The organism is Rhizobium sp. SEMIA4064, assembly GCF_003025035.1.
GTDB classification, from domain to species: Bacteria; Pseudomonadota; Alphaproteobacteria; order Rhizobiales; family Rhizobiaceae; genus Rhizobium; species Rhizobium paranaense.
Window position 1 is genome coordinate 208,026 of sequence record NZ_PYJN01000013.1, and the last position, 22,617, is coordinate 230,642.

At 60.1% G+C, this 22,617-nt stretch carries 13 protein-coding genes, 4 tRNA genes and 1 pseudogene; 17 read left to right on the forward strand and 1 reads right to left on the reverse strand.

The window, feature by feature from the left end; genetic code table 11:
- The first annotated feature begins 35 nt into the window (after positions 1-35).
- The 5 genes from C9E91_RS07540 to C9E91_RS07560 all read left to right on the forward strand — a co-directional run bounded on the left by C9E91_RS07540 (position 36) and on the right by C9E91_RS07560 (position 12,798).
- A complete protein-coding gene (locus C9E91_RS07540; protein WP_107107732.1) occupies positions 36-7,502 on the forward strand; it encodes a type I polyketide synthase in 7,467 nt (2,488 codons plus the stop codon).
- Positions 7,499-8,920: an aminotransferase class I/II-fold pyridoxal phosphate-dependent enzyme gene (locus C9E91_RS07545; RefSeq protein ID WP_107107733.1), complete on the forward strand. Its 1,422-nt coding sequence runs from the start codon at positions 7,499-7,501 to the stop codon at positions 8,918-8,920. The genes C9E91_RS07540 and C9E91_RS07545 overlap by 4 nt, the downstream gene beginning before the upstream one ends.
- Before the next feature lie 18 nt (positions 8,921-8,938).
- Positions 8,939-9,784, forward strand: coding sequence for an SDR family oxidoreductase (locus C9E91_RS07550; RefSeq protein ID WP_107107734.1), 846 nt, complete (start codon positions 8,939-8,941; stop codon positions 9,782-9,784).
- Between the two features lie 138 nt (positions 9,785-9,922).
- Positions 9,923-11,500 (forward strand): LTA synthase family protein, encoded by a 1,578-nt coding sequence (locus C9E91_RS07555; RefSeq protein ID WP_107108113.1) that lies wholly within the window; start codon positions 9,923-9,925, stop codon positions 11,498-11,500.
- Positions 11,497-12,798 carry a capsule polysaccharide biogenesis protein gene (locus C9E91_RS07560; protein ID WP_181316031.1) on the forward strand — a complete coding sequence of 434 codons (1,302 nt, stop codon included), beginning with the start codon at positions 11,497-11,499 and terminating at the stop codon, positions 12,796-12,798. The genes C9E91_RS07555 and C9E91_RS07560 overlap by 4 nt, the downstream gene beginning before the upstream one ends.
- Before the next feature lie 408 nt (positions 12,799-13,206).
- Here C9E91_RS07560 and C9E91_RS07565 read toward each other — a convergent pair.
- Positions 13,207-13,282 (reverse strand) — tRNA-Val (locus tag C9E91_RS07565).
- Positions 13,283-13,674: 392 nt separating this feature from the next.
- Between C9E91_RS07565 and C9E91_RS07570 the strand changes: the two genes are divergently transcribed.
- The 12 genes and pseudogenes from C9E91_RS07570 (at position 13,675) to nuoG (ending at position 22,615) form a co-directional block, all read left to right on the forward strand.
- A tRNA-Asp gene (locus C9E91_RS07570) sits at positions 13,675-13,751 on the forward strand.
- 49 nt (positions 13,752-13,800) lie between these two features.
- Positions 13,801-13,877 (forward strand) — tRNA-Asp (locus C9E91_RS07575).
- Between the two features lie 49 nt (positions 13,878-13,926).
- A tRNA-Asp gene (locus C9E91_RS07580) sits at positions 13,927-14,003 on the forward strand.
- A gap of 260 nt (positions 14,004-14,263) precedes the next feature.
- Positions 14,264-14,629 (forward strand): NADH-quinone oxidoreductase subunit A, encoded by a 366-nt coding sequence (locus tag C9E91_RS07585; protein ID WP_028754004.1) that lies wholly within the window; start codon positions 14,264-14,266, stop codon positions 14,627-14,629.
- Entirely contained in the window at positions 14,620-15,201 is a 582-nt protein-coding gene (locus C9E91_RS07590) for a NuoB/complex I 20 kDa subunit family protein (protein ID WP_107107735.1), read from the forward strand. Before C9E91_RS07585 ends, C9E91_RS07590 begins: the two co-directional genes overlap by 10 nt.
- A gap of 18 nt (positions 15,202-15,219) precedes the next feature.
- Positions 15,220-15,822 carry an NADH-quinone oxidoreductase subunit C gene (locus C9E91_RS07595; RefSeq protein ID WP_107107736.1) on the forward strand — a complete coding sequence of 201 codons (603 nt, stop codon included), beginning with the start codon at positions 15,220-15,222 and terminating at the stop codon, positions 15,820-15,822.
- 67 nt (positions 15,823-15,889) lie between these two features.
- Entirely contained in the window at positions 15,890-17,080 is a 1,191-nt protein-coding gene (locus C9E91_RS07600; RefSeq protein ID WP_107107737.1) for an NADH-quinone oxidoreductase subunit D, read from the forward strand.
- Positions 17,080-17,397 (forward strand): hypothetical protein, encoded by a 318-nt coding sequence (locus C9E91_RS07605; protein ID WP_107107738.1) that lies wholly within the window; start codon positions 17,080-17,082, stop codon positions 17,395-17,397. Before C9E91_RS07600 ends, C9E91_RS07605 begins: the two co-directional genes overlap by 1 nt.
- Positions 17,398-17,412: 15 nt before the next feature.
- Positions 17,413-18,192, forward strand: a pseudogene (gene nuoE, locus C9E91_RS07610) (NADH-quinone oxidoreductase subunit NuoE); the annotation flags it as partial.
- 55 nt (positions 18,193-18,247) lie between these two features.
- The gene (gene nuoF / locus C9E91_RS07615; protein WP_028754009.1) at positions 18,248-19,552 is read left to right on the forward strand and encodes an NADH-quinone oxidoreductase subunit NuoF; all 1,305 of its coding nucleotides are present in this window, start codon (positions 18,248-18,250) and stop codon (positions 19,550-19,552) included.
- A gap of 8 nt (positions 19,553-19,560) precedes the next feature.
- Entirely contained in the window at positions 19,561-20,289 is a 729-nt protein-coding gene (locus C9E91_RS07620; protein ID WP_107108115.1) for a helix-hairpin-helix domain-containing protein, read from the forward strand.
- A gap of 244 nt (positions 20,290-20,533) precedes the next feature.
- Positions 20,534-22,615 carry an NADH-quinone oxidoreductase subunit NuoG gene (nuoG, locus tag C9E91_RS07625; RefSeq protein WP_107107740.1) on the forward strand — a complete coding sequence of 694 codons (2,082 nt, stop codon included), beginning with the start codon at positions 20,534-20,536 and terminating at the stop codon, positions 22,613-22,615.
- Positions 22,616-22,617 lie beyond the last annotated feature (2 nt).

Genomic DNA, 22,617 nt, shown 5'->3' on the forward strand with positions numbered 1-22,617 from the left:
ATCCCATGCAATTTTAAAGACGACGCCGAGAGATTATGACGGTTGAAATTATCGGGCGGGCGAGCATTGCCCCGGGGGCAGATTCGATCGAAGAGCTGCAGCTCGTCCTCAAGGAAGGACGTTGCACGGTCACCCGGATACCCGATGAACGCTGGGATCTCGCGCGTTTTTGGCATCCCGTCGTCGGCACGCAAGGAAAGACTTATAGCTACGCCGCCGGTGTCATGGCGGACATCTACTCCTTTGATCCAGCGGTCTTCGGCCTTTCGCAGCGCGAGGCGATGCAGATGGATCCGCAGCAGCGCATCCTTCTGAACCTCGTCTGGCGGGCTTTGGAAGATGCGAATTTGCCGGTCGACGGCTTCGAGGGTGAAAGGGTCGGCGTCTATGTCGGCGCTTCGTCGCTTGACCATGGCAATCTCACTGCCGAAGATCCGGCCGCCGGCAGCCCATATTTCATGGCGGGCAACACGCTCTCGATCGTCTCCAACCGCATTTCGCATATTTTCGGCCTGCGTGGTCCGAGTATGACGATCGATACGGCCTGTTCATCGTCGCTCGTGGCGCTCGATCAGGCAGTGAGGGCGCTGGAATGCGCCGATATCGATACGGCGATTGTCGGCGGCATCAACCTTCTGGTCCATCCGCTATCCTTCGTCGGCTTTTCGCAGGCGCGCATGCTGTCGCCGGAAGGGCTTTGCCGCGCCTATGACGACAATGGCCGCGGCTACGTTCGCGCCGAAGGCGGCGCTGCCATCGTCCTGCGCAGAACGGATCGCGCTCTGCGCGAGAAGGATCGCAGTTACGCGCGGATTCATGCGGTCGGGGTGAACTCCTCTGGCCGTACGAATGGGATTTCCTTGCCCTCGCGCGATGCGCAAGCAGCTTTGCTGCGTTCGATCTATGAAGGGCAAAACATCGACGTCAATCGCGTCGCCTTCGTCGAAGGCCATGGTACGGGAACCAAGGTGGGCGATCCCGCCGAGATTTGGGCGATCGGCGATGTCATCGGCCGGAATCGCCGGGCGCCGGTGCCGGTCGGCTCGATCAAGTCCAATATCGGCCATACCGAGCCTGCATCTGGTCTCTTCGGTCTGCTGAAGGCGATGATTGCGCTGGAGAACAATTTCCTGCCGGCATCGCTGCATTTCCAGCAGCCGAATGAAACCATCGATTTCGAAGGCTTGAACGTTCGGGTCAACACATCGGCCGTCGAGCTTCTTCCGGCCAAACGCCCACGCTTTGCCGGCATCAATTCCTTCGGCTTCGGCGGCACGAACGCCCATGTCGTCATCAGCGACCCTGATCCGGTGGCTCCGCCCGAGCCGCAGTTGCGCGGCGAAGGCACGACATTCATTGCAAGCGCCCACACGGCTTCGGCGCTCTCGAAGCTGCTTGAAGACTACAAGAGCCGGCTCGAGCGCGCAGAGCCCAAGGAAGCCCGGCAAATCATCGCGTCCGCGGCTGCCAATCGCGAGCCGATGCGCCACCGCTTCGCGGCCAAGGCCAAAGACAGCGCCGCAGTGCTTGCGGCGATCGATGCGCATCTCGGCGGTGAGAATTCCGCCGGTGAAGTGGGCGAAGTGCCGGGTCAGGCGGTTAAGATCGCTTTCGTGTTTTCCGGCAACGGCTCGCAATGGGCGGGCATGGGCATCGAGGCCTATCGGGAAAATAGCCATTTCCGGCAATGTTTTCAGTCGTTCAGCGCACTCTTCGAATATTATCTCGGCCAGAAGCTGACGGATATTCTGGTTTCTCCCGATCTATCCCTGCAGATCGCCGACACCAAGATCGCACAGCCTCTGCTTTTTGCAATTCAAGCGTCCCTGTCGGACTGTTTCTCGGCGCTGGGCGTGAAGCCCGATGCCGTCCTCGGCCACTCCGTGGGTGAAATCGCCGCCGCCTACGCGGCCAAAGCGCTGACGGCTGCGGAGGCGGTCGCGATCGTCGCCAAGCGTTCGCTGCATCAGGATCTTCTTGCCGGAGAAGGCAAGATGGCAGCGGTCGTTCTCAACGAGGACGCAGCACTCGCCTTCGCCAAATCGCACGGTCTCCACAATATCTGCATCGCGGCGATCAACGCGCCGAATTCGATAACGATTTCTGGTCCCGTCGACGAGATCGAAGCTTTCAGGGAGGCCGCCCGCAAGTCGCAGATCGTCGCTCATATCCTCGACATCAACTATCCCTTCCATCATCCGATCATCGATCGGGCGAAGGATGCCTTTCTGGCCGATCTGCCTGATGTTGCGCCGGATGCGGGCCTCGGTACCTTCATTTCGACGGTGACCGGCGCTGCCTGTGACGGCCATCTGCTGGACGCAGAATATTGGTGGCGAAACGTCCGCGATCCCGTGCTTTTCAAGGCCGCCTGTCAGGCGGCGATGGCGATGGGGTGCAACCTGTTCATTGAAATTGCCCCGCGTCCGATCCTGTCGAATTATGTGACGGAGATCGCCAAACAGGCGTCCGTCCAGGCGATTGCTATACCGACATTGCTGCGGGAGCCGGCGCTCTCCGGCCGCGATCCGGTTTCGCAGGCCTTTGCGCGCGCTGTCGCGCATGGTGCGCCGGCGCAGCGTTCGCGCGGCAGCGCCACGCGCAATGCCTTCGTCAAGCTGCCGCCTTTGCCGTTCGAACCAGTGGGGCTGCGTTCGCAGCCGACAACGGACGAAATCGACATTTTCGGCCGCGACGGCAAGAGCCCTTATACTCTGCTCGGCTGGCGTACGGACCCTAACGCGTCCACCTGGAAGAACCATCTGGATGCACATCTCTTCGCCGACCTTGCGGAACATGTCGTCGACGGCAAATCGATCCTGCCAGGCAGCGGTTTTATCGAGATCGCGGTCATCGCTGTTCAGCGATATTACCAGACGGATGCGGTTGAGATCGGCAATCTCGAAATCGTCAGACCCTTGGAGCTGCGCCAGGATCGGATGGTGGAACTGTCGACCATCCTTTCCCCGGAGACCGGTGATATCGAGATCCGCTCGCGTGAGCGGCTGAGCAACGACGACTGGACCGTTCATGCAGTCGCCCGCGGCCGCAAGCCGACCGGCAATGGCAGCGCCGAGGACCAGGCCGCGCGGCGGTTCGAGGAACAGAAATCCGTCCTGACGTCCGAGAAGACCTATGAGACGGCGGAGCGTTTCGGGCTGCAATATGGTCCGCATTTCCAGCTTCTGTCGAAAGCTGTCGCCTTCGGGCGCAATATCATTGAAGTGGACCTCAAGCCGGCTGCCGCGCCCACCCATCCGTTCGTGACCTACAACCTCAATCCAATGTCGATCGATGCGGCATTTCACGGTCTTGTCGCGCTCTTCGATCAACTGTCCGGCGACGAGGCCGGGGCTCCCTATATTCCGGTTCGTTTCGGCACCGTGCGAGTTGCGGGCAAGAGAAAACCCGTTGTCAAAGCGATCATAGAGATCGATCGGTTCAGCAATAATTCGATCAAGGCCCGCTTCCGCATGTTCGGGGGCGATGGCGATGAGATTGCCGTTTTCGACGATTGCCGCTTCCGCCGCACCTATCTGCGCCGGCACACGACGCTCGATTCCGTCGCCTTCCACTATGAGACCGTGCCATCGACGATATTTAGGCGTCGGTCCGTGTCGAACATGGTCGTGCCGGATGCTTCGCCGCTGCGCCGCCTCGATGGAAATCATTCGCTCAATAATGCGACCCTGCTTCTCGATGCGGCGATCTACCGGGCATGCCACGAGATCGCGCTCACGGTCGCAGGCAGAGACGGAGCGGTCTCGCTTTCAAACCTTCCCGGCGATCCGGAATTCCGGCCGTTTCTGATCAACTGCCTCTATATTCTCGAGGATGCGGGGATTGCTTCGGGTGTCGATGGCGGATGGCATATTCCGCTCGATTTTACCTTGCCGACGGTGAGCGAAGCCCTGCAGGAGCTTTATCGCGAGGATGCCGGCCGGGTTGCCGAAGCCATTCTCGTCAACAATGCCTATCGCGAGGCCCTGGAGCGTCTGGCCGCTGTCCATAAATATGTGCTTGGCCAACAGCAGGCCGAGGCCGCAGTTCATGCGGCTGGAGGAGCGACGCTGGAGCATGTGCTTGTTCATTCGCCCTTGAGCGGCAAGCGGCTTTCGTTGATTGCTGAGGCGCTGGTGGCTGCCGTCGAGGCCAATCCCGGCAGCATCGGCCACATTTTGGAAGCTGGTTCGACATCCACCGCCTTCAGCCAGCGGTTGGCAGCGGTCGCCGCCAACGCTGGTGCGTGCCTGATCATCGCCGAACCGCGAGAGCAGATGCGCCGCGCGCTTGAAATCGCTTTTGAGGGCGCTGCACATGTCATCGTCACGGAGCCCGGCAGGCTTGGCGATCAACCGCTCGCCGACGTCATCATTGCCTGTGGCGATCAGAGCCAGCTTCTTCTATCGCATGATGATGGGCTGAAAGCCGCCATCCGCAGCGCTGCCGCGCGTGGTGCACAACTCCTGTTTGCCGATCGCGCACCGAGCGTCTTCAACGATTTTGCCTTTGGCCTGTCGGAAGGATGGTTCGCCGGCAGTCAATCGTCTGAATTCCCTGTCGGCCAATTGGGGACCTTGCAGCAGGTCGAGGATATTCTTGCGGTGCTCGGTTTCAGCAAGGTACAGCTCGAGGAGCAGGTTTTCCCGGAAGGCGGGCTGATCACCGCGGCGGCTGCATCCGAAGGTCAGGTCGAAGACGAGCCTGCTTTATCAAGCGCCGACGCGCCGCTTTTGGTTCTGTCCGAGCGCGGAGAGGGTATCGGCTTTTCCGATATGCAGGTGATCGCTGTCGACGTTGGGGCAGGGTCTTCGAACCTCGCCGGTGTCATGACGTCCCATCATCCGCGCCGCATTCTCTATGTGGCGGAACGGGAGGGCGCCCGCGGCGCGTCCGATCCGTCGCAGATGCGGCTTGAGGTGTTCAAAGAGCTGGCCGATACACTTATCAGATATGCAGAGGGCGACAGGCCGCGCCTTGTCATCATGGCTCCGGGCGGTTCGCCGCTTGCCAAGGAGCGGATTGATAGCGCCAATGCCGGACTGTGGGCCTTCGCGCGCGTGCTGCAGAACGAATATGACGGCTTCGACGTGCATCTCCTTGATGCCGAAACGGACGACAAGTGGGCGATTGCGGCCATTGAGACCGTTCTTTTCGCTGAGACTAATAACCGGGAGTGGGCGCTCGACAGGGTAACCGGCGAGATCCGCGAAATCCGGGCCGTTGCGGGTCCGTTTGCGGTGACCGAGATGAACCGCCGCGACGTTGTCGCGGCGACGATCCGGCAACATTCGAGCGGCCGCTTGGACAGCGTCGTTTGGGAAGCGTCGGATTTGCCGGCACCGTCGGACGACGAGGTCATTATTGCCGTCGAAGCGACCGGCCTCAATTTCCGCGACGTCATGTGGGCCATGGGCTTGTTGCCGGAAGAGGCGCTGGAGGATGGGTTTGCTGGCGCAACGATCGGCATGGAGTTCGCCGGTCGCGTGCTGCAAACCGGCTCTGGTGTCGGCGATCTCCAGCCGGGCGACAAAGTCATGGGCATCGGTCCCGCTGCGTTTTCGACCCATGTGCGCGTGCGCCGCGACGGCGTCACCAAGCTGCCGGAGACGATGGACACGCTCGCCGCGGCCACGGTGCCCGTTGCCTTCCTGACGGCCTATTACGCCATGGTCGAGCTTGGGCGCATCCAGCCGGGCGAAACCATCCTGATCCATGGTGCCGCTGGCGGCGTCGGTCTTGCCGCGCTGCAGATCGCCAAGTTCAAAGGGGCAAAGGTGATCGCCACCGCCGGCACGATCGAGAAGCGCCGTTTCCTGCAAATGCTCGGCGCCGACCATGTGCTCGACTCCCGCTCGCTCGATTTCGTTGCGGGCGTGCGCCATGTGACCGGAGGCGAAGGCGTCGATCTCGTGCTGAATTCGCTGTTTTCCGAAGCGATGGAGCGGAGCATCGAGCTGGTCAAGCCGTTCGGGCGGTTCCTGGAACTGGGTAAGCGCGACTATTATTCCGACCGCAAGATCGGGCTGCGCCCTTTCCGCCGCAATATCAGCTATTTCGGCATCGACGCCGACCAGTTGCTGGTCAACGCTCCCGCCTTGACGAAGCGGATCTTCGCGGAAATCGGTCAGCTCTTTGCCGATCACAAGCTCACGCCGCTGCCCTATCGTGCCTTCGGCTATGACGAAATCGGCAGCGCTTTCCGCTTGATGCAAAATGCCGGTCATATCGGCAAGATCGTCGTTCGTCCGCCCGTTCTTGGTGTCGATCATCTCTTGCCGGCGCCGGCCAAGTCCCTGCGGCTCGATCCCGCCGGTATTTTCCTTGTGGCTGGCGGCATCGGCGGTTTCGGTCTTGCGGCGGCCGACTGGCTGGTGTCCAAGGGCGCGCGCCGCATTGCGCTGTGCTCGCGCCGGGGCGTCGCCGATGAGGAGACGGAGAAGGCCGTTGGCGAATGGGAGAAGAAAGGCGTCGTGGCAACACTGCACGTCTGCGATATCACCGATGAGGTCGCTGTCGAGGCACTGCTTGGCTCACTTCGTTCCGAGGGTGCGCTGAAGGGCATCATCCATGCTGCCATGGTCCTGGATGATGCGCTGCTCGCCAACCTGACGCCGGAACGCAATCGGCCAGTCATCGACGTGAAAGTCCGAGGCGCCGACAATCTTCATCGATTGACTCAGCATGACCGCCTTGATCTGTTCCTGCTGTTTTCGTCAGCGACGACGATGCTCGGCAATCCGGGGCAGGCGAACTATGTCGCCGCAAACGGCTATCTCGAAGGTTTGGCGCGTGCACGCCGTGCTGCCGGACTGCCGGCGCTTGCCATCGGCTTCGGCGCTATTGCGGACAAGGGATTTCTTGCCCGCAATATCGAGGTCAACGAGCTCCTATCCAAGCGAATCGGCAAGGCCGCCCTAAAGGCGCGCGATGCGTTGGAGCAGGTCGAACGCTACATGCTTGCCGATACCGGCAAGATCGATGCCGCGGCCGTCATGATCGCCGAGATCGATTGGAGTGCCGCACGCATGCTGCCGATTGCCGCCCGGTCGCTGTTCGAGCCGCTGATGCGCCACGCGCGCGATCACAACTCCCTGAACGATGGCGATATCATCGATCTGGGCGAGCTGATCAAAGGCAAATCCGAGGACGAGGCGCAGGCTGCTTTGCACATTGTCGTCGCCTCGGAAATTGCTGCGATCCTGCGTGTGACCGAAGATACGATCACACCCGACAAGGTGCTGAAAGATATCGGCCTCGACAGCCTGATGGCGATGGAGCTCGGCATCAGTTTCCAGCAGAAGACCGGTTTTGACATTCCCTTGAGCGGAATCGGGGAGGGGACGACGGTCAGCGACGTCGTCAGCCGCTTGCGTGATCGGGTCATGAACCGCAGTGGCGGGGGGGGCGAGGTTTCGGCGGCGAGCGAGGATCAGGTGGTCAGCCGGTTGGTCCAAAGCCACTCCCTGCAATCGCCGCAGAAGAGAGCCGCACAGTCATGACGCAGGATGCCAATGACGACATGCCGCCCGGCGATAAGAAAAGCAGCTTGCTGGAGCAGATGCGCCGCGCCAATGAATCCTCCGGACGCAACCGGGTGGAGCGGCTGAACAGACAACCGCAACAGCCGGTTCGCCAAGCCCTGCGCTTCGAGGATTTGCCGGAGTACAAGCGCGTCATGACGCAGAAGATTGCCGGCGAGATGGCCGGCATCGTCAATCCCTTCTACCGCTCGCATGATACCGCCGCCGGCGCGACGACGAAGATGGGCGGGCGGGAATTCGTCAATTTCGCCTCCTATGACTATCTGGCCACCAACACCGACCCACTCGTGGCAGCCCGTGCCAAGGAGGCTATCGACCGCTTTGGCATCTCCGCTTCCGCCAGCCGCCTTGTCGCCGGCGAGCGGCCGGTGCATGTCGAGCTGGAGCAACAGCTCGCCAGGCTCTATGGCGTCGATGCCGCTGTCTGCTTCGTCAGCGGCTACCTGACCAACGTTGCGACCATCGGCTGTCTGCTGGGGCCACAGGATCTCGTCATCCACGATGAGTTCATCCACAACAGCGCCCTTGCCGGCATCAAGCTTTCCGGCGCGGCGCGGCGCCTGTTCAAGCACAATGACGTCGAAAATCTCGAAAGCATCCTGAAAACGCTGTCTTCCGATTTTCGCCGTATCCTCGTCATTGTCGAAGGCATCTATTCCATGGACGGCGATGTCGCCGATCTCCCGGCGCTGCTGGAGCTGAAGGCCCGTTACGGTTTCTGGCTGATGGTGGACGAGGCCCATGCGCTCGGCATCCTCGGCGAAAGGGGCCGCGGCACGTTCGAGCATTTCGGCCTCGATCCGCGCGATGTCGACATCTGGATGGGAACGCTTTCGAAGACGACATCGAGCTGCGGCGGCTATATCGCCGGCAGTAGCGCGCTCGCCGATATCCTGAAGGCGGAGGCCGGTGGCTTTGTCTATAGTGTCGGTCTTGCCCCCGTTCTGGCGACGGCGGCCATGGCTGGCCTGCAAATCCTGGAATCCGAACCGGACAGGGCAGCCCGGCTCAGGCGCAACGGCAGCCTCTTTCTGCGATGCGCTAGGGAGGCGGGCCTCGATACCGGTTTGAGCATGGGCTTTTCCGTCGTTCCTGTCATCGTCGGCGATTCGCTGCGAGCGGTGCAGCTCTCCAACGATCTGCTGAGCGAAGGCATCAATGTGCTGCCTATCATTCATCCGGCCGTGCCGGAAGGCATGGCGCGTCTGCGCTTCTTCATCACCTGCAACCATACCGAAGAGCAAATCCGCCGTTCTGTTGCTGTCACTGCTCGGAGACTTCAAGATTTGAAGGATCGGAATTTCGGCCTGGCCTCCATCGACATGGACAAGGTGATGCAGTTGCTGCCGATGCGTCAGGCCGTCGGTAAGCCATAACCTTAAGGCGCTCAGCTCATGCATGTCATCGTCACCGGAGGCTCAAGCGGGATCGGTTTGGCGATCGCCAAGCTCTATGCCACCAGGGGCGCCAAGGTTTCTCTTTTCGCGCGCCACCCCGGGCGTCTGGAACAGGCGCGTATCGAGATTGCGGCCATGCCGGGTGCCGATCTTTCTCGCATCCAGATCGCCCCTGTCGATGTCGCATCCGCCAATCGAGTTTCGGAGGCCGTTGATATCTGCGAACGCGCTTTCGGGCCTTGCGACCTCCTGATCGCGTCGGCCGGGATCGTAGAGCCTTCTGCTTTCGATAGCATGCCGGCTACGGTTTTCGACGAGCAGATTGCCACTAATCTCCTGGGAACGGCAAATGTCGTGCGCGCCGTCTACAAGGGTATGAAGACCCGCCGTGGCGGCAAGATCATGATGATCTCCTCCGGCGCCGCTTTGATCGGCATTTACGGCTATACCGCCTATTGCGCCTCGAAATCGGCACTGATCGGCTTTGCAGAGGCATTGAGCGCCGAAGCGGCCGTTTCGGGAGTGGATGTCTCCATCTGCTTTCCGCCGGATACGCTCACCCCGCAATATAGCCATGAAATGTCGATGCGGCCTGCGGAAGCGGAGCTTCTGATGGGCACGGTCAAGCCGTGGAGTGCCGAAGCCGTGGCCGCAAAAATCGTCCGCGGCCTCGACCGCGGCAGGACCCGAATCCATTTTGGATTGTCGCTAACCGCACTCGGTTATTTCGGCCCGTTGATAAAGCCGCTGTTGATGTGGTGGTATTTCCGCAAGCTTCGAAAAATAATTGAAGAAGGGCGAGATGAAAGCCTTGCCCGCTCGACCGACAAAGGCTTTGGTTGAGCGCAGTTTCCATAATTCGCGTGATGCTTCAGCGCGCCTGATGGGATGCGCGTAAAAAACGATAGAATTGAGAATTGGCGGCTTTTTCCGGTTTTTGAGGGAAGCCGCCGCAGACTATGACATTTGGACGGTATTGTTTTGAAACTTCATGATTTTCCGGCTCTTTTGACGGTTGCGTGCTTCGCTTTTTCCTGTGTCGTCATTTTCCTGACCGATCCTTTTGCGATGCCTCCTGCAGTCAACAAGCAAAATCATACAGAGAGAAGTTTGAAGCGGCTGGCGTTCGAGTGGGCGGCAAGAATTCCCGTCATCGCTCTCATCTACGCCCTATTCTTCGCGATTTCCTGGCGTCCGATTTACGGTGCGCAGGGCGTGATCAGTTTCTTCGTCATCTTCACCGGAATTTCGCGTGCAAAATTCGAGTTCATCCGTGAGCCCTTAGTCTTCTCCGATATCGCCCTGGTGGTCGACGTTTTCAAATACAAAGAGATTTTCTACGCGACGTCTCTGAACATCGTCTTCTGGATCATCGCGCTTTCCTATGTGTTCGGCGTCAGCGCTCTCTATATGTATTTCGAGCCGTCGATCCTGCCCGACCACAACGGTTTCCTTTGGGTTCTCGTTATGCTGGCGGTTGCCTTCGGTCCCTGGCTCGCTTTGTTCAGCAGGACCGTCAGCGGACCCGTCTGCCGTTTCACGCAGAATGTTCTCGGCAAGGTCGACGTCAAGAAGGATACGGTCAGGTTCGGTACCTTTGAATCCGTCGTCTTTCATTTCGTCATATGGGTTGGCGTCAGGCGCGAGGCCATTGTCACCCAGCTATCGGAACGCTTCATCTCCGCCCTTCATGATCTATGGGAACATGGCGACGACGAGCCGTTGATCGTCATATGGCAATCCGAATCCTTCATCGACCTCCGGCATTTTGGTGCGGAAAACGTCAAGCTTCCCAATCTGGACCGGCTGCGGGATCAGGCAGCGCAGTGGGGCCGGATGACGAGCGTCTTCGAAGGTGGCTATACGCTGCGCACCGAATTTGCGGTGCTGAGCGGTTTGTTGCCTGAGAACGTCCATATCGACGCGAGCTACCCTTATCTGCGCGCCAGCCACTACAAGGATGTCGTATGGCCGCAACGGCTGCGGAAGGCGGGTTGGAAGACGCAGTTCATCCACCCTTACGACAAGACTTTTTTCCTGCGCCACAAGGCCATGCCGCAGCTCGGTTTCGATCGGATGATGATGCTGGACGAATTCGATCACCGGCCGGAACGCGATGGCCCTTATGTCAGCGACCTGTCGCTGACGAAAAGCGTGATTCGAGCGATCGACGGGGAAGGCGCCGGCAAAAACTTCGTTTTCGTGGCTTCCATGGCGAATCATGGACCCTGGGAACCTGGCCGTTGCGGCGACCTGACGAATCCAGTGGATATCTATAGTGAGCTGCTGATGCGCGCCGACCATGCGCTCGGCAATCTCGCGCATCACCTGGACCGGCTCGACCGCCCCGTGTGGCTGTTGTTCTACGGCGATCATGCGCCGCTGTTGAAGGCCTTTGCCGATCCCTTTCCGGATCCGCGCACGGACTACATCATCGTTCCGCTCGGCCGTGCGCGGTCGCACTCGCAAAAGCCGGTGCCGCCGCAGGAAGAAGCGCCGTGGAACCTTATCGGCACGCTGCTGCGCTATGCTGGCCTCAGCACCGAGGTGCCGGAGTGACGGCTGACGGGCAGGGGGATGCAGCGGCTTCCCAGCGCGTCTTTCTTTTCCTGCAGGGGCCGTCCTCACCGCTTTTCATGGAGATCGCCAGAAGGCTGGAGACCGCGGGCCATCGCTGCATCCGCATCAACCTGAACCCGGGCGATTGGATATTCTGGCGCCGCCGCGGAGCCTACAATTATCGCGGCGGCTTTGCCGGCTGGCGCAGCTATGTTCGCCGCCGAATCGAGGCAGATAAGGTCACGGATGTGATTCTTCTCGGCGAGGAGCGTCCGTATCATCAGGTCGCCATCGAAGAGGCGAGGCGGCGAGCCGCCAGTATCAGCGTCGTCGAGATGGGATACCTGCGGCCGGATTGGGTGACGCTCGAGCGTGACGGAATGTCATCCAATTCGCATTTTCCCGTCGATCCACTTTATATAGTCCAGGCTGCGGCGAGCCTTGCCGAGCCGGATTGGACCCGCCGGTTCAGTCACAGCTTCCTGGCGGAGGCGACATACGATCTCCTCTACAATCTTCCCAGTGCTTTTCTTTGGTTTCTCTACCCCGGCTATCGGCGCCATGCGCTCTATCATCCGCTGGTGGAATATGCGGGCTGGCTCCGCCGGCTGCCGTCGAGCGGCAGGCGTGCGCGGGAATCGGAGGCTACGATCGAGCGGTTGATCGCCGCTGAAACGCGATTCTTCGTCTACCCCCTGCAGCTTCAGACGGATTATCAACTGCGCGCGCACTCGCCCTTCCATCGGCAGCAGGATGCAATCAGGCAGGTCATGCAGTCGTTTGCCTTGCACGCAGCGCTGGACAGGCATTTGGTGATAAAGCTTCATCCGCTCGACAATGGGCTTGTCGACTGGAAAGGCTATATCCACGGCATAGGCGCAAAGCTTGCCCTGTCCTCCCGCATCCATTTCATCGACGGCGGTAATCTCGAAAAATTGATCTCGGCAAGCCAGGGCATGGTGACGGTCAATTCCACTGCCGCACTTTCCGCCCTGCAGGCTGAAAGGCCGGTGAAAGTCCTTGGAGCGGCTATCTACGATATCCAAGGCTTGACCGATCAAAAGCCGCTGGACCTGTTCTGGGACAATCCGGCGACGCCATCGGTGGACATTCGCAGTGCATTTCTGAAACTGCTTGCCGCATCCATACAGGTGCGCGGGAATTTCTACTCCCGAGTCGGCGCACGGGCGGCGGCGGATGAGATCGCCGAACGCCTGCTATCGCAGAGCGTCAACCTGCCGGCCGCCTTTATCGACCCGCCGCCACGGCAAAGGCCGACAAAGATCAATATTCCTTAGTCGCCGGTCAGCAGTTTTGATCAATCTCGGAGGGTGACGGTGTTCATCTGCCGCTCACAAGAGCGACCGTTTTGACTGTTGATCCCAAAATTGACATGCCGTCCGCCTATGCGAGATTCGCACTGGATTTGACGCAGCGATTCGATGCTGGGACAAAGAACGAATACGCAGTTTGCAGGGGGAGCAAACGCCATGGATGGCAGCAAGATGCAACGTTTTATGCTGAAGGAGCTGCTGGCGATCATCGCAGCTCTCGTGCTTGTCTCAGCGGTACTTCTGACGATCGTGATTACCGGGAATTATTGAGAGGGGCGCTGAAGAGCGCATCGGCATCAATAGCTACGCAGAAAGCGCTGCCAAGTAGCCGGAAAGCCGCTATTTCAATCAATCAGTTATATCTCTGAAAAATGGTGGGCGATGAGAGACTCGAACTCCCGACATCCTCGGTGTAAACGAGGCGCTCTACCAACTGAGCTAATCGCCCTTGCAGCAAGCGGTGCGTTGGACCGCTGCGTTTCGGTGGCCGTGATCTATGCGGAACGACAAAAAACCGCAAGAGTGTTTGTGAAGATTTTTTGATTTTTTTGATGGCGCGGCATCAGTGGACGATATCGCCACATGCGACTGCTGCGAAAGCCAGGCCTGGCCGGGGCGGGTTTATGAGCCGTTTTTGAAATGCGTGGGGCGCGAACCTGCCATGCCAAATCGACGGAGCCGAAACATGTCGGCGGCGGTCGCGAAAACAATTCGTGCTCTGTCATGGATTTGTATTTAAACCTGCTTGACACCCAAACGCGAACCCCGTAGTTAGCCGCTCATCGAACGGCGAGGCCGCTTTGATGGGTGCGAAAGCATCCGGAATGCTTGAAATGAAGTGCGGGTGTAGCTCAGTCGGTTAGAGTGCCGGCCTGTCACGCCGGAGGTCGCGGGTTCGAGCCCCGTCACTCGCGCCATTTCAAAGCATAATGCCGGATTTCGCACGACCGAAAGGTCAAACGATGCGCGGGTGTAGCTCAGTCGGTTAGAGTGCCGGCCTGTCACGCCGGAGGTCGCGGGTTCGAGCCCCGTCACTCGCGCCATTTCAAAGCATAATGCCGGATTTCGCACGACCGAAAGGTCAAACGATGCGCGGGTGTAGCTCAGTCGGTTAGAGTGCCGGCCTGTCACGCCGGAGGTCGCGGGTTCGAGCCCCGTCACTCGCGCCATTTGCTTCAAGCCATTACAATCAATCATCAATTTGCTGCGACTGCGAGAAAGCCGTTTTGCCTTTGCGCGGATTTGTCGCGATATCGTTACAGCCTGTTGATAAGTCCGGTTCGGTAGTGCTTGAAACGACATATTCAAAAGGCTTGCGCCCGCGCTCCGGCTGCGCTAACCACGGCTCTGTTGCAACGCTCTTTCGCTTGGCTTGGGCATTTGCTCAGAGGCGCCGCCCCGGCGCACATGGCAAGCAGGGATGGACATGATGACTGGACTGCTCAGTTCCTATATTCCGATAGCGATTTTCATTGGTATTGCCGTGGTGATCGGCCTAGCGTTGTTGATCACGCCGTTTGCCGTCGCCTTCAAGGCGCCTGATTCGGAAAAGCTGTCGGCCTACGAGTGCGGCTTCAACGCATTCGACGACGCCCGCATGAAGTTCGACATCCGCTTCTACCTCGTGTCGATTCTCTTCATCATCTTTGACCTGGAAGTCGCCTTCCTTTTCCCCTGGGCCGTATCCTTCGGTGCGATCGGCTGGTTTGGGTTCTGGTCGATGATGGTGTTCCTGGCGGTGCTGACCATCGGCTTTATTTATGAATGGAAGAAGGGAGCGCTCGAATGGGAGTAGCTCAAGGCAACACGACACTCGTTGCGTCGCAGCCGAAAGGGATCATCGATCCCGCAACCGGCAAGCCTGTCGGCAGCAACGATCCGTTCTTCGGCGAGATCAACAATGAACTCGCCGACAAGGGTTTTCTGGTCACCTCGACCGACGAGCTGATCAACTGGGCCCGTACCGGCTCGCTGATGTGGATGACCTTCGGTCTCGCCTGCTGCGCCGTCGAAATGATGCAGGTTTCCATGCCGCGTTACGACGTCGAGCGCTTCGGCTTCGCGCCGCGCGCCTCGCCGCGTCAGTCCGACGTCATGATCGTCGCCGGCACGCTGACCAACAAGATGGCTCCGGCTCTGCGCAAGGTCTATGACCAGATGCCGGAACCGCGTTACGTCATCTCGATGGGCTCCTGCGCCAATGGCGGCGGCTACTATCACTATTCCTATTCGGTTGTGCGCGGCTGCGACCGCATCGTGCCGATCGACATCTACATACCGGGCTGTCCTCCCACGGCGGAGGCGCTGCTCTATGGCGTGCTTCTGCTGCAGAAGAAAATCCGGCGCACCGGCACGATCGAACGGTAAGGCAGGGGACAAGGCAATATGAGTGAAGCCCTGAACGAGCTAGTCACCTATCTCACGGAAGTTCGCGGTGCTCTGATTTCGTCGTCCGAGATCAAGTACGGCGAGCTGAACGTGACGACGACAGCCGCAAATGTCGTCGCGCTGCTGACGTTCCTGCGTGATGATGCCAAGTGCGGCTTCGTCAACTTGATCGATATTTGCGGTGTCGACTGGCCGCAGCGTCCCGATCGTTTCGACGTCGTCTACCACCTGCTGTCGCCGAAGAAGAACCTGCGCATCCGCATCAAGGTTCCGGTCGCCGAAGATCAGCCTGTTCCGTCGGCCTGCAGCGTCTATCCCGGCGCTGATTGGTTCGAGCGCGAGACCTGGGACATGTACGGTGTTCTCTTCACCGGCCACCCGGACCTGCGTCGCTTGCTGACCGACTACGGCTTCGAAGGCCATCCGCTACGCAAGGACTTTCCGACGACCGGTTTCGTCGAAGTTCGCTATGACGACGCCGCCAAGCGCGTGGTTTACGAACCCGTCGAGCTGAAGCAGGAATTCCGTAACTTCGACTTCTTGTCCCCATGGGAAGGCACGGATTACGTGCTCCCGGGTGACGAGAAGGCGAAGGCATAATTTGATGGCGTGTGGCGGGCGGAAGCCTGCCATTCTCTGAATATCTGAAAACGCGAGCATCGCCGCCATGACAGAACACAACGTTCGCAACTTCAACATCAATTTCGGTCCGCAGCACCCGGCTGCGCACGGCGTTTTGCGTCTTGTCCTCGAATTGGACGGCGAAATTGTGGAACGCGTCGATCCCCATATCGGCCTGCTGCATCGCGGCACGGAAAAGCTGATCGAGACGAAGACCTATCTGCAGGCCGTTCCTTATTTCGATCGCCTCGATTACGTGGCGCCGATGAACCAGGAGCATGCCTATGCGCTGGCCGTCGAAAAGCTGCTCGGCATCGAAATTCCGATCCGCGGTCAGCTGATCCGCGTGCTCTATTCCGAAATCGGCCGCATCCTTTCGCATCTGCTGAACGTCACGACGCAGGCCATGGACGTTGGCGCGCTGACGCCGCCGCTCTGGGGCTTTGAAGAGCGCGAAAAGCTGATGGTGTTTTATGAGCGCGCCTCTGGCTCGCGCATGCATGCTGCCTATTTCCGTCCGGGCGGCGTTCACCAGGACCTGCCGGAAAAGCTGGTGCAGGACATTGGCGACTGGTGCGATCCTTTCCTGAAGGCGCTCGACGATATCGATGAGCTGCTTACGGGCAACCGCATCTTCAAGCAGCGCAACGTCGACATCGGCGTCGTCTCGCTCGAAGACTGTTGGGCCTGGGGCTTCTCCGGCGTCATGGTCCGCGGCTCGGGTGCCGCCTGGGACTTGCGTCGCGCGCAGCCCTATGAGTGCTATTCTGATCTCGAATTCGATATTCCGATCGGCAAGAACGGTGACTGCTATGACCGCTACCTGATCCGCATGATCGAGATGCGCCAGTCCGTCCGCATCATGAAGCAGTGCGTCAATCGCCTGCTCGGCGATGCCAAGACCGGCCCGGTCTCTTCGCTCGATGGTAAGGTCGTGCCGCCGAAGCGTGGTGAGATGAAGCGCTCGATGGAAGCGTTGATCCATCACTTCAAGCTCTACACCGAAGGTTACCATGTGCCCGCCGGCGAGGTTTATGCCGCCGTCGAAGCGCCGAAGGGCGAGTTCGGCGTCTACCTCGTCTCCGATGGTTCGAACAAGCCGTACCGATGCAAGATCCGCGCTCCGGGCTATGCGCATCTGCAGGCCATGGATTTCATGTGCCGCGGTCACCTGCTTGCCGACGTCGCGGCCGTGCTCGGTTCGCTCGACATCGTGTTCGGTGAGGTGGACCGCTGATGCAGTTTTGGCCGGTCATCGCTATTGCGCTTCTCGTTGCTTCCGGAGCCTCGGCTCAGCAGGCCGGTAAGGCGCAGGCGCTGCCCAGCATCTCCGTGCAAGGTTCGAATGCGAAAAGCTCGAATGTTGCGAAGAGCGGAAATACGGCTACGCAGAGCGCGGTATCGACCATGGGCGATCTCGTGTCGCGTGGCTATGAAATAAAGGCCGCCGTGCCGAACGGCGGCAAATTCGTTGTGTTTATGCAGAAAGACCAGTCGGCCTATGCCTGCGAATTTTCGTCCCTGACGGATACGCGGTGTGGGTCCTTAAACTGAGATAAGGCGTGAAAGATGTCCGTTCGTCGACTAGCCGAAGATCAATTCCAGCCTGCCGCCTTCGCCTTTAACCAGGAGAACACGGCTTGGGCTGAAAAGACGATCAAGAAATATCCCGAGGGCCGCCAGCAATCCGCGATCATCCCGCTGATGATGCGTGCGCAGGAGCAGGATGGCTGGGTCACCAAGGCGGCCATCGAAAAGATCGCCGATATGCTTGATATGGCTTATATCCGGGCGCTCGAAGTCGCCACCTTCTACACGCAGTTCCAACTGCATCCGGTTGGCAGCCGCGCCCATATCCAGGTCTGCGGCACGACGCCCTGCATGTTGCGCGGCGCCGAAGGCCTGGTGAAGGTCTGCAAGAGCCGGATCGCCGACCACGCGCTGGAACGCAACGCCGAAGGCACGCTCTCCTGGGAAGAGGTCGAATGTCAGGGCGCCTGCGTCAACGCACCGATGGTCGTGATCGGCAAGGATACCTATGAGGATCTGACGCCGGAACGTCTCGAAGAGATCATCGACGCATTTGTCGCAGGCAAGGGCAGCGAAGTGCAGACCGGTCCGCAGATTGATCGTGTTTTCTCCGCACCGGAAGGTGGTTTGACGTCGCTTCTGGATTCGCCGGCGACGAAGACGAAGAAGAAGGCTGGTGCTAAGGTTGCCGCCGAAACGGTTGTGCTGCCGCCATCCGAGGCAGCCAAGCCCGTTAGCAGCGATGCTGAGACCAATCCGGCGCTGAAGAGCCCGGCCGATGGCAAGACCGCGCTGCCCGCCGAGCATCCGAAGGCGGCTCCGGCCAAAGAAGACAATACGGCTGTCGGCGACAAGGCTGAGTAAGAGGTAAGGTATGTTACAGGATCAGGATCGCATCTTTACCAATATCTACGGTCTCAAGGACAAGTCCCTGAAAGGCGCGATGAGCCGCGGCCACTGGGACGGCACCAAGCAGATCCTCGAAAAGGGCCGGGACTGGATCGTCAACGAGATGAAGGCATCGGGCCTGCGCGGCCGCGGTGGCGCCGGCTTCCCGACCGGGCTCAAGTGGTCCTTCATGCCAAAGGAAAGCGATGGCCGTCCGCATTACCTCGTCGTCAATGCCGACGAGTCCGAGCCCGGCACCTGCAAAGACCGCGACATCATGCGCCACGATCCGCATACGCTGATCGAAGGCTGCGTCATCGCCGGTTTCGCCATGGGTGCGAACACGGCGTACATCTATGTCCGCGGCGAATATATGCGCGAGCGCGAAGCCCTGCAGGCCGCGATCGACGAATGCTACGATGCCGGTCTTCTCGGCAAAAACAATAAGCTCGGTTGGGATTTTGATGTTTTTGTTCATCATGGCGCCGGTGCCTACATCTGCGGCGAAGAAACCGCGCTGCTCGAAAGCCTGGAAGGCAAGAAGGGCCAGCCGCGCCTGAAGCCGCCATTCCCGGCCAATATGGGTCTCTATGGCTGCCCGACAACCGTCAACAACGTCGAGTCGATCGCCGTTGCGCCGACGATCCTGCGCCGCGGTGCCGGTTGGTTCTCCTCCTTCGGCCGTCCGAACAATGTCGGCACGAAGCTGTTCATGCTTTCCGGCCACGTCAATCGTCCGTGCACGGTCGAAGAAACGATGGGCATCACCTTCCGCGAACTGGTCGAGAAGCACGGCGGTGGCATTCGTGGCGGCTGGGACAATCTGCTCGCTGTCATTCCCGGCGGTGCGTCGTGCCCGGTCGTTCCGGCGGCCGACATCATCGATTGTCCGATGGATTTCGACGGTCTGCGCGAAGTCAAGTCGTCCTTCGGTACGGCGGCTGCGATCGTCATGGACAAGTCGACCGACATCATCAAGGCGATCGCCCGTATCTCGGCCTTTTTCAAGCATGAGAGCTGCGGCCAGTGCACGCCGTGCCGTGAAGGCACCGGCTGGATGTGGCGCGTGCTGGAGCGTATGGCTCGGGGCAATGCGCAGAAGCGCGAAATCGACATGCTGTTCCAGGTGACGAAGCAGATCGAAGGCCACACCATCTGTGCGCTCGGCGACGCCGCCGCATGGCCGGTACAGGGTCTGATCCGCAACTTCCGCCCGGAAATCGAAAAGCGCATTGACCAATACACGGCCAATGCCACAAGCCACGGCGCGGTGCTGGAAGCGGCCGAGTAAGGACGATGATGGCGAAGACCACGGATACAAGGCAGAACAGCGGAGTGGCCGATGCATCGGCTGATCTCGGCCGTATTGCTGCGGATATGCTGCGGAATTCGCCAGTCTTGTCGATCAATCCGCTAATGGCACATCCGGCTGCTGCATTTGCTGCGGCGACCGCAATCGGGTTCGGCTTCTCGTCGCAAATGGCCGGTGCATTCTTCGGCGCGCTGCAAAGCGCGGTCGAGGCGACCAACAAGTTCGCTGGTTCGCTGGACGAGAAGAACAATGTCGCTGTGGAAGAAAAGCCGGCGGCAAAGAGCGAAGTGGCAGGGGAGGCGACGCCGGTGAAGGCATCGCCTGCTGCCAAACCGGTGACAGTAAAGCCGGCGAGGGTGCAGAAGGCCGAGCCGAAACCCGTTGCTGTGAAGGTGGAGCCGGCAAAGGCGCCCACGAAGGCCCCAGTCAAGGCCAAGGTTGTTGCCGTAAAGCCGGTTGCGGCAAAGCCGACCACGGCGCCTGCACGCAGCAGCAAAGTCGCCGTGAAGACGGATGACCTGAAGCGGATTTCGGGCATCGGTCCGAAGCTGGAGCAGGTTTTGAACGGGCGCGGTATTCTGCGCTTTGCCGATATCGCCGCCTGGAACGAGGCGGATGTCGAGCGGATCGATGCGGAACTCGGTTTCGATGGCCGTATCCGACGCGACGATTGGGTTGGCCAGGCGATGGCGCTACAGCCGAAAGGCCGGAGTTGAGAGTTTCTTCGGCTGCGTCCCGAGCGGCCGAGGGTGTGAATGAGGCGGTGAGCATCTTGCGGGCGCGGCCTGTGATGTCTCAGCCAAGATGCTGATCTTGTGGGGCAAGGTTCGGCAAAGGTGATTGTGAGCAAGACCGGTGCCACGCGGCTCAAATGCCGCGCCGGTGGCGAGACGGTGTTGCGATCATGAAATTGTCTGCGGCCATATACGGCGGCAGACGTGACATAGGACTGAGTGGACGATGGCAAAACTGAAGATTGACGGTAAAGAGATCGAAGTTCCGGATCACTACACGCTTATCCAGGCGTGCGAGGAAGCCGGCGCCGAAGTCCCGCGCTTCTGCTTCCATGAACGACTGTCGGTGGCCGGCAATTGCCGCATGTGCCTCGTCGAGGTAAAGGGCGGCCCGCCGAAGCCGCAGGCTTCTTGCGCCATGGGCGTGCGCGATATCCGCGGCGGCCCGAATGGCGAGCTTCCGGAAGTCTTCACCAACACGCCGATGGTCAAGAAGGCCCGAGAAGGCGTGATGGAATTCCTGCTGATCAACCACCCGCTGGATTGCCCGATCTGCGACCAGGGCGGCGAATGCGACCTGCAGGACCAGGCCATGGCCTTCGGCATCGACTCGTCGCGCTATCAGGAAGACAAGCGCGCCGTTGAAGACAAATATATCGGCCCGCTCGTCAAGACCGTGATGAACCGCTGCATCCACTGCACGCGCTGCGTCCGCTTCACGACGGAAGTCGCCGGCATTTCCGAACTCGGCCTGATCGGCCGCGGCGAAGACGCCGAGATCACCACCTATCTCGAGCAGGCAATGACCTCCGAGCTGCAGGGCAATGTCGTCGACCTCTGCCCGGTCGGCGCGCTGACCTCGAAGCCTTTCGCCTTCACGGCCCGTCCGTGGGAACTGAACAAGACCGAATCGATCGACGTCATGGACGCGCTCGGCTCGGCCATCCGCGTCGACACCCGCGGCCGCGAAGTCATGCGCGTTCTGCCGCGCGTCAACGAGCAGATCAACGAAGAGTGGATCTCCGACAAGACCCGCTTCATTTGGGACGGCCTGAAGACGCAGCGCCTGGACAAGCCCTATGTCCGCAAGGACGGCCGCCTGCAGGCTGCGACCTGGAGCGATGCTTTCGCCGCCATCAAGTCCGCGGTTGCCGCCACCAGCGGCGACAAGATCGGCGCGATCGCCGGCGATCTTGCTTCCGTCGAGGAAATGTACGCGCTCTCGGAGCTGCTGAAGTCGCTGGGATCGGAAAATCTCGACTGTCGCCAGGACGGGACGGCGCTTGATCCGTCGCTTGGCCGCGCAAGCTACATCTTCAATCCGACCATCGAAGGCATCGAAGCTGCCGACGCGCTGCTGATCATCGGCGCCACGCCGCGCTTCGAAGCGGCCGTGTTGAACTCGCGCATCCGCAAGCGCTGGCGCAAGGGCAAGTTCCCGATCGGCGTGATCGGCGAACATGCCGACCTGCGCTACTCCTATGACTATCTCGGCGCTGGTCCGGATACGCTGGCTGATGTCGTCAGCGGTTCGCATGGCTTCGCCGACGTTCTGAAGAATGCACAGAAGCCGATGATCATCATTGGCCAGGGTGCTCTCATTCGCGAAGACGGCGCCGAAGTGCTGGCGAATGCCGCCAAGCTCGCTGCCGCTGTCGGCGTCGTGACGGATGGCTGGAACGGCTTTGCTGTACTGCATACGGCAGCGTCCCGCGTTGGCGGCCTCGATCTCGGCTTCGTACCGGGGGCAAAGGGCGTCAACGCTGCGGCGATGCTGTCCTCGATGGACGTCCTCTTCCTGCTTGGCGCTGACGAGCTCGACTTCACCCGCAAGGGCGCGAAGTTCGCCGTCTACATCGGCTCGCATGGCGACAACGGCGCACACAATGCCGACGTCATTCTGCCGGCCGCCACCTACACCGAAAAGTCGGGTACCTGGGTCAACACCGAAGGCCGCGTTCAGATGGGCAACCGCGCCGGTTTCGCACCGGGCGATGCTCGCGAAGACTGGGCCATCATCCGCGCCCTTTCCGATGTACTCGGCAAGAAGCTTCCCTTTGATTCGCTGAGAGAATTGCGTGCCAAGCTCTATGCTGCGTTCCCGCATTTCGCAGGCATCGACGAGATCGCCGAAGGCGATAGCGCCCAAATTGCCGCACTCGCGAAAAAAGCTGGCGCGATGGGTAAATCCGGGTTTGCTTCGCCGATCAAAGACTTCTATTTGACGAACCCGATAGCGCGTGCCTCGGCTGTTATGGCCGAGTGCTCGGCATTGGCCCGCAACAATTTCCAGGCTGCGGCAGAGTAAGG

Coding starts and splice junctions, on each gene's coding strand:
- C9E91_RS07540 (WP_107107732.1), top strand. CDS start 36: ATGACGGTTGAAATTATCGGGCGGGCGAGCATTGCCCCGGGGGCAGAT.
- C9E91_RS07545 (WP_107107733.1), top strand. CDS start 7,499: ATGACGCAGGATGCCAATGACGACATGCCGCCCGGCGATAAGAAAAGC.
- C9E91_RS07550 (WP_107107734.1), top strand. CDS start 8,939: ATGCATGTCATCGTCACCGGAGGCTCAAGCGGGATCGGTTTGGCGATC.
- C9E91_RS07585 (WP_028754004.1), top strand. CDS start 14,264: ATGACTGGACTGCTCAGTTCCTATATTCCGATAGCGATTTTCATTGGT.
- C9E91_RS07590 (WP_107107735.1), top strand. CDS start 14,620: ATGGGAGTAGCTCAAGGCAACACGACACTCGTTGCGTCGCAGCCGAAA.
- C9E91_RS07595 (WP_107107736.1), top strand. CDS start 15,220: ATGAGTGAAGCCCTGAACGAGCTAGTCACCTATCTCACGGAAGTTCGC.
- C9E91_RS07600 (WP_107107737.1), top strand. CDS start 15,890: ATGACAGAACACAACGTTCGCAACTTCAACATCAATTTCGGTCCGCAG.
- C9E91_RS07605 (WP_107107738.1), top strand. CDS start 17,080: ATGCAGTTTTGGCCGGTCATCGCTATTGCGCTTCTCGTTGCTTCCGGA.
- nuoF (WP_028754009.1), top strand. CDS start 18,248: ATGTTACAGGATCAGGATCGCATCTTTACCAATATCTACGGTCTCAAG.
- C9E91_RS07620 (WP_107108115.1), top strand. CDS start 19,561: ATGGCGAAGACCACGGATACAAGGCAGAACAGCGGAGTGGCCGATGCA.
- nuoG (WP_107107740.1), top strand. CDS start 20,534: ATGGCAAAACTGAAGATTGACGGTAAAGAGATCGAAGTTCCGGATCAC.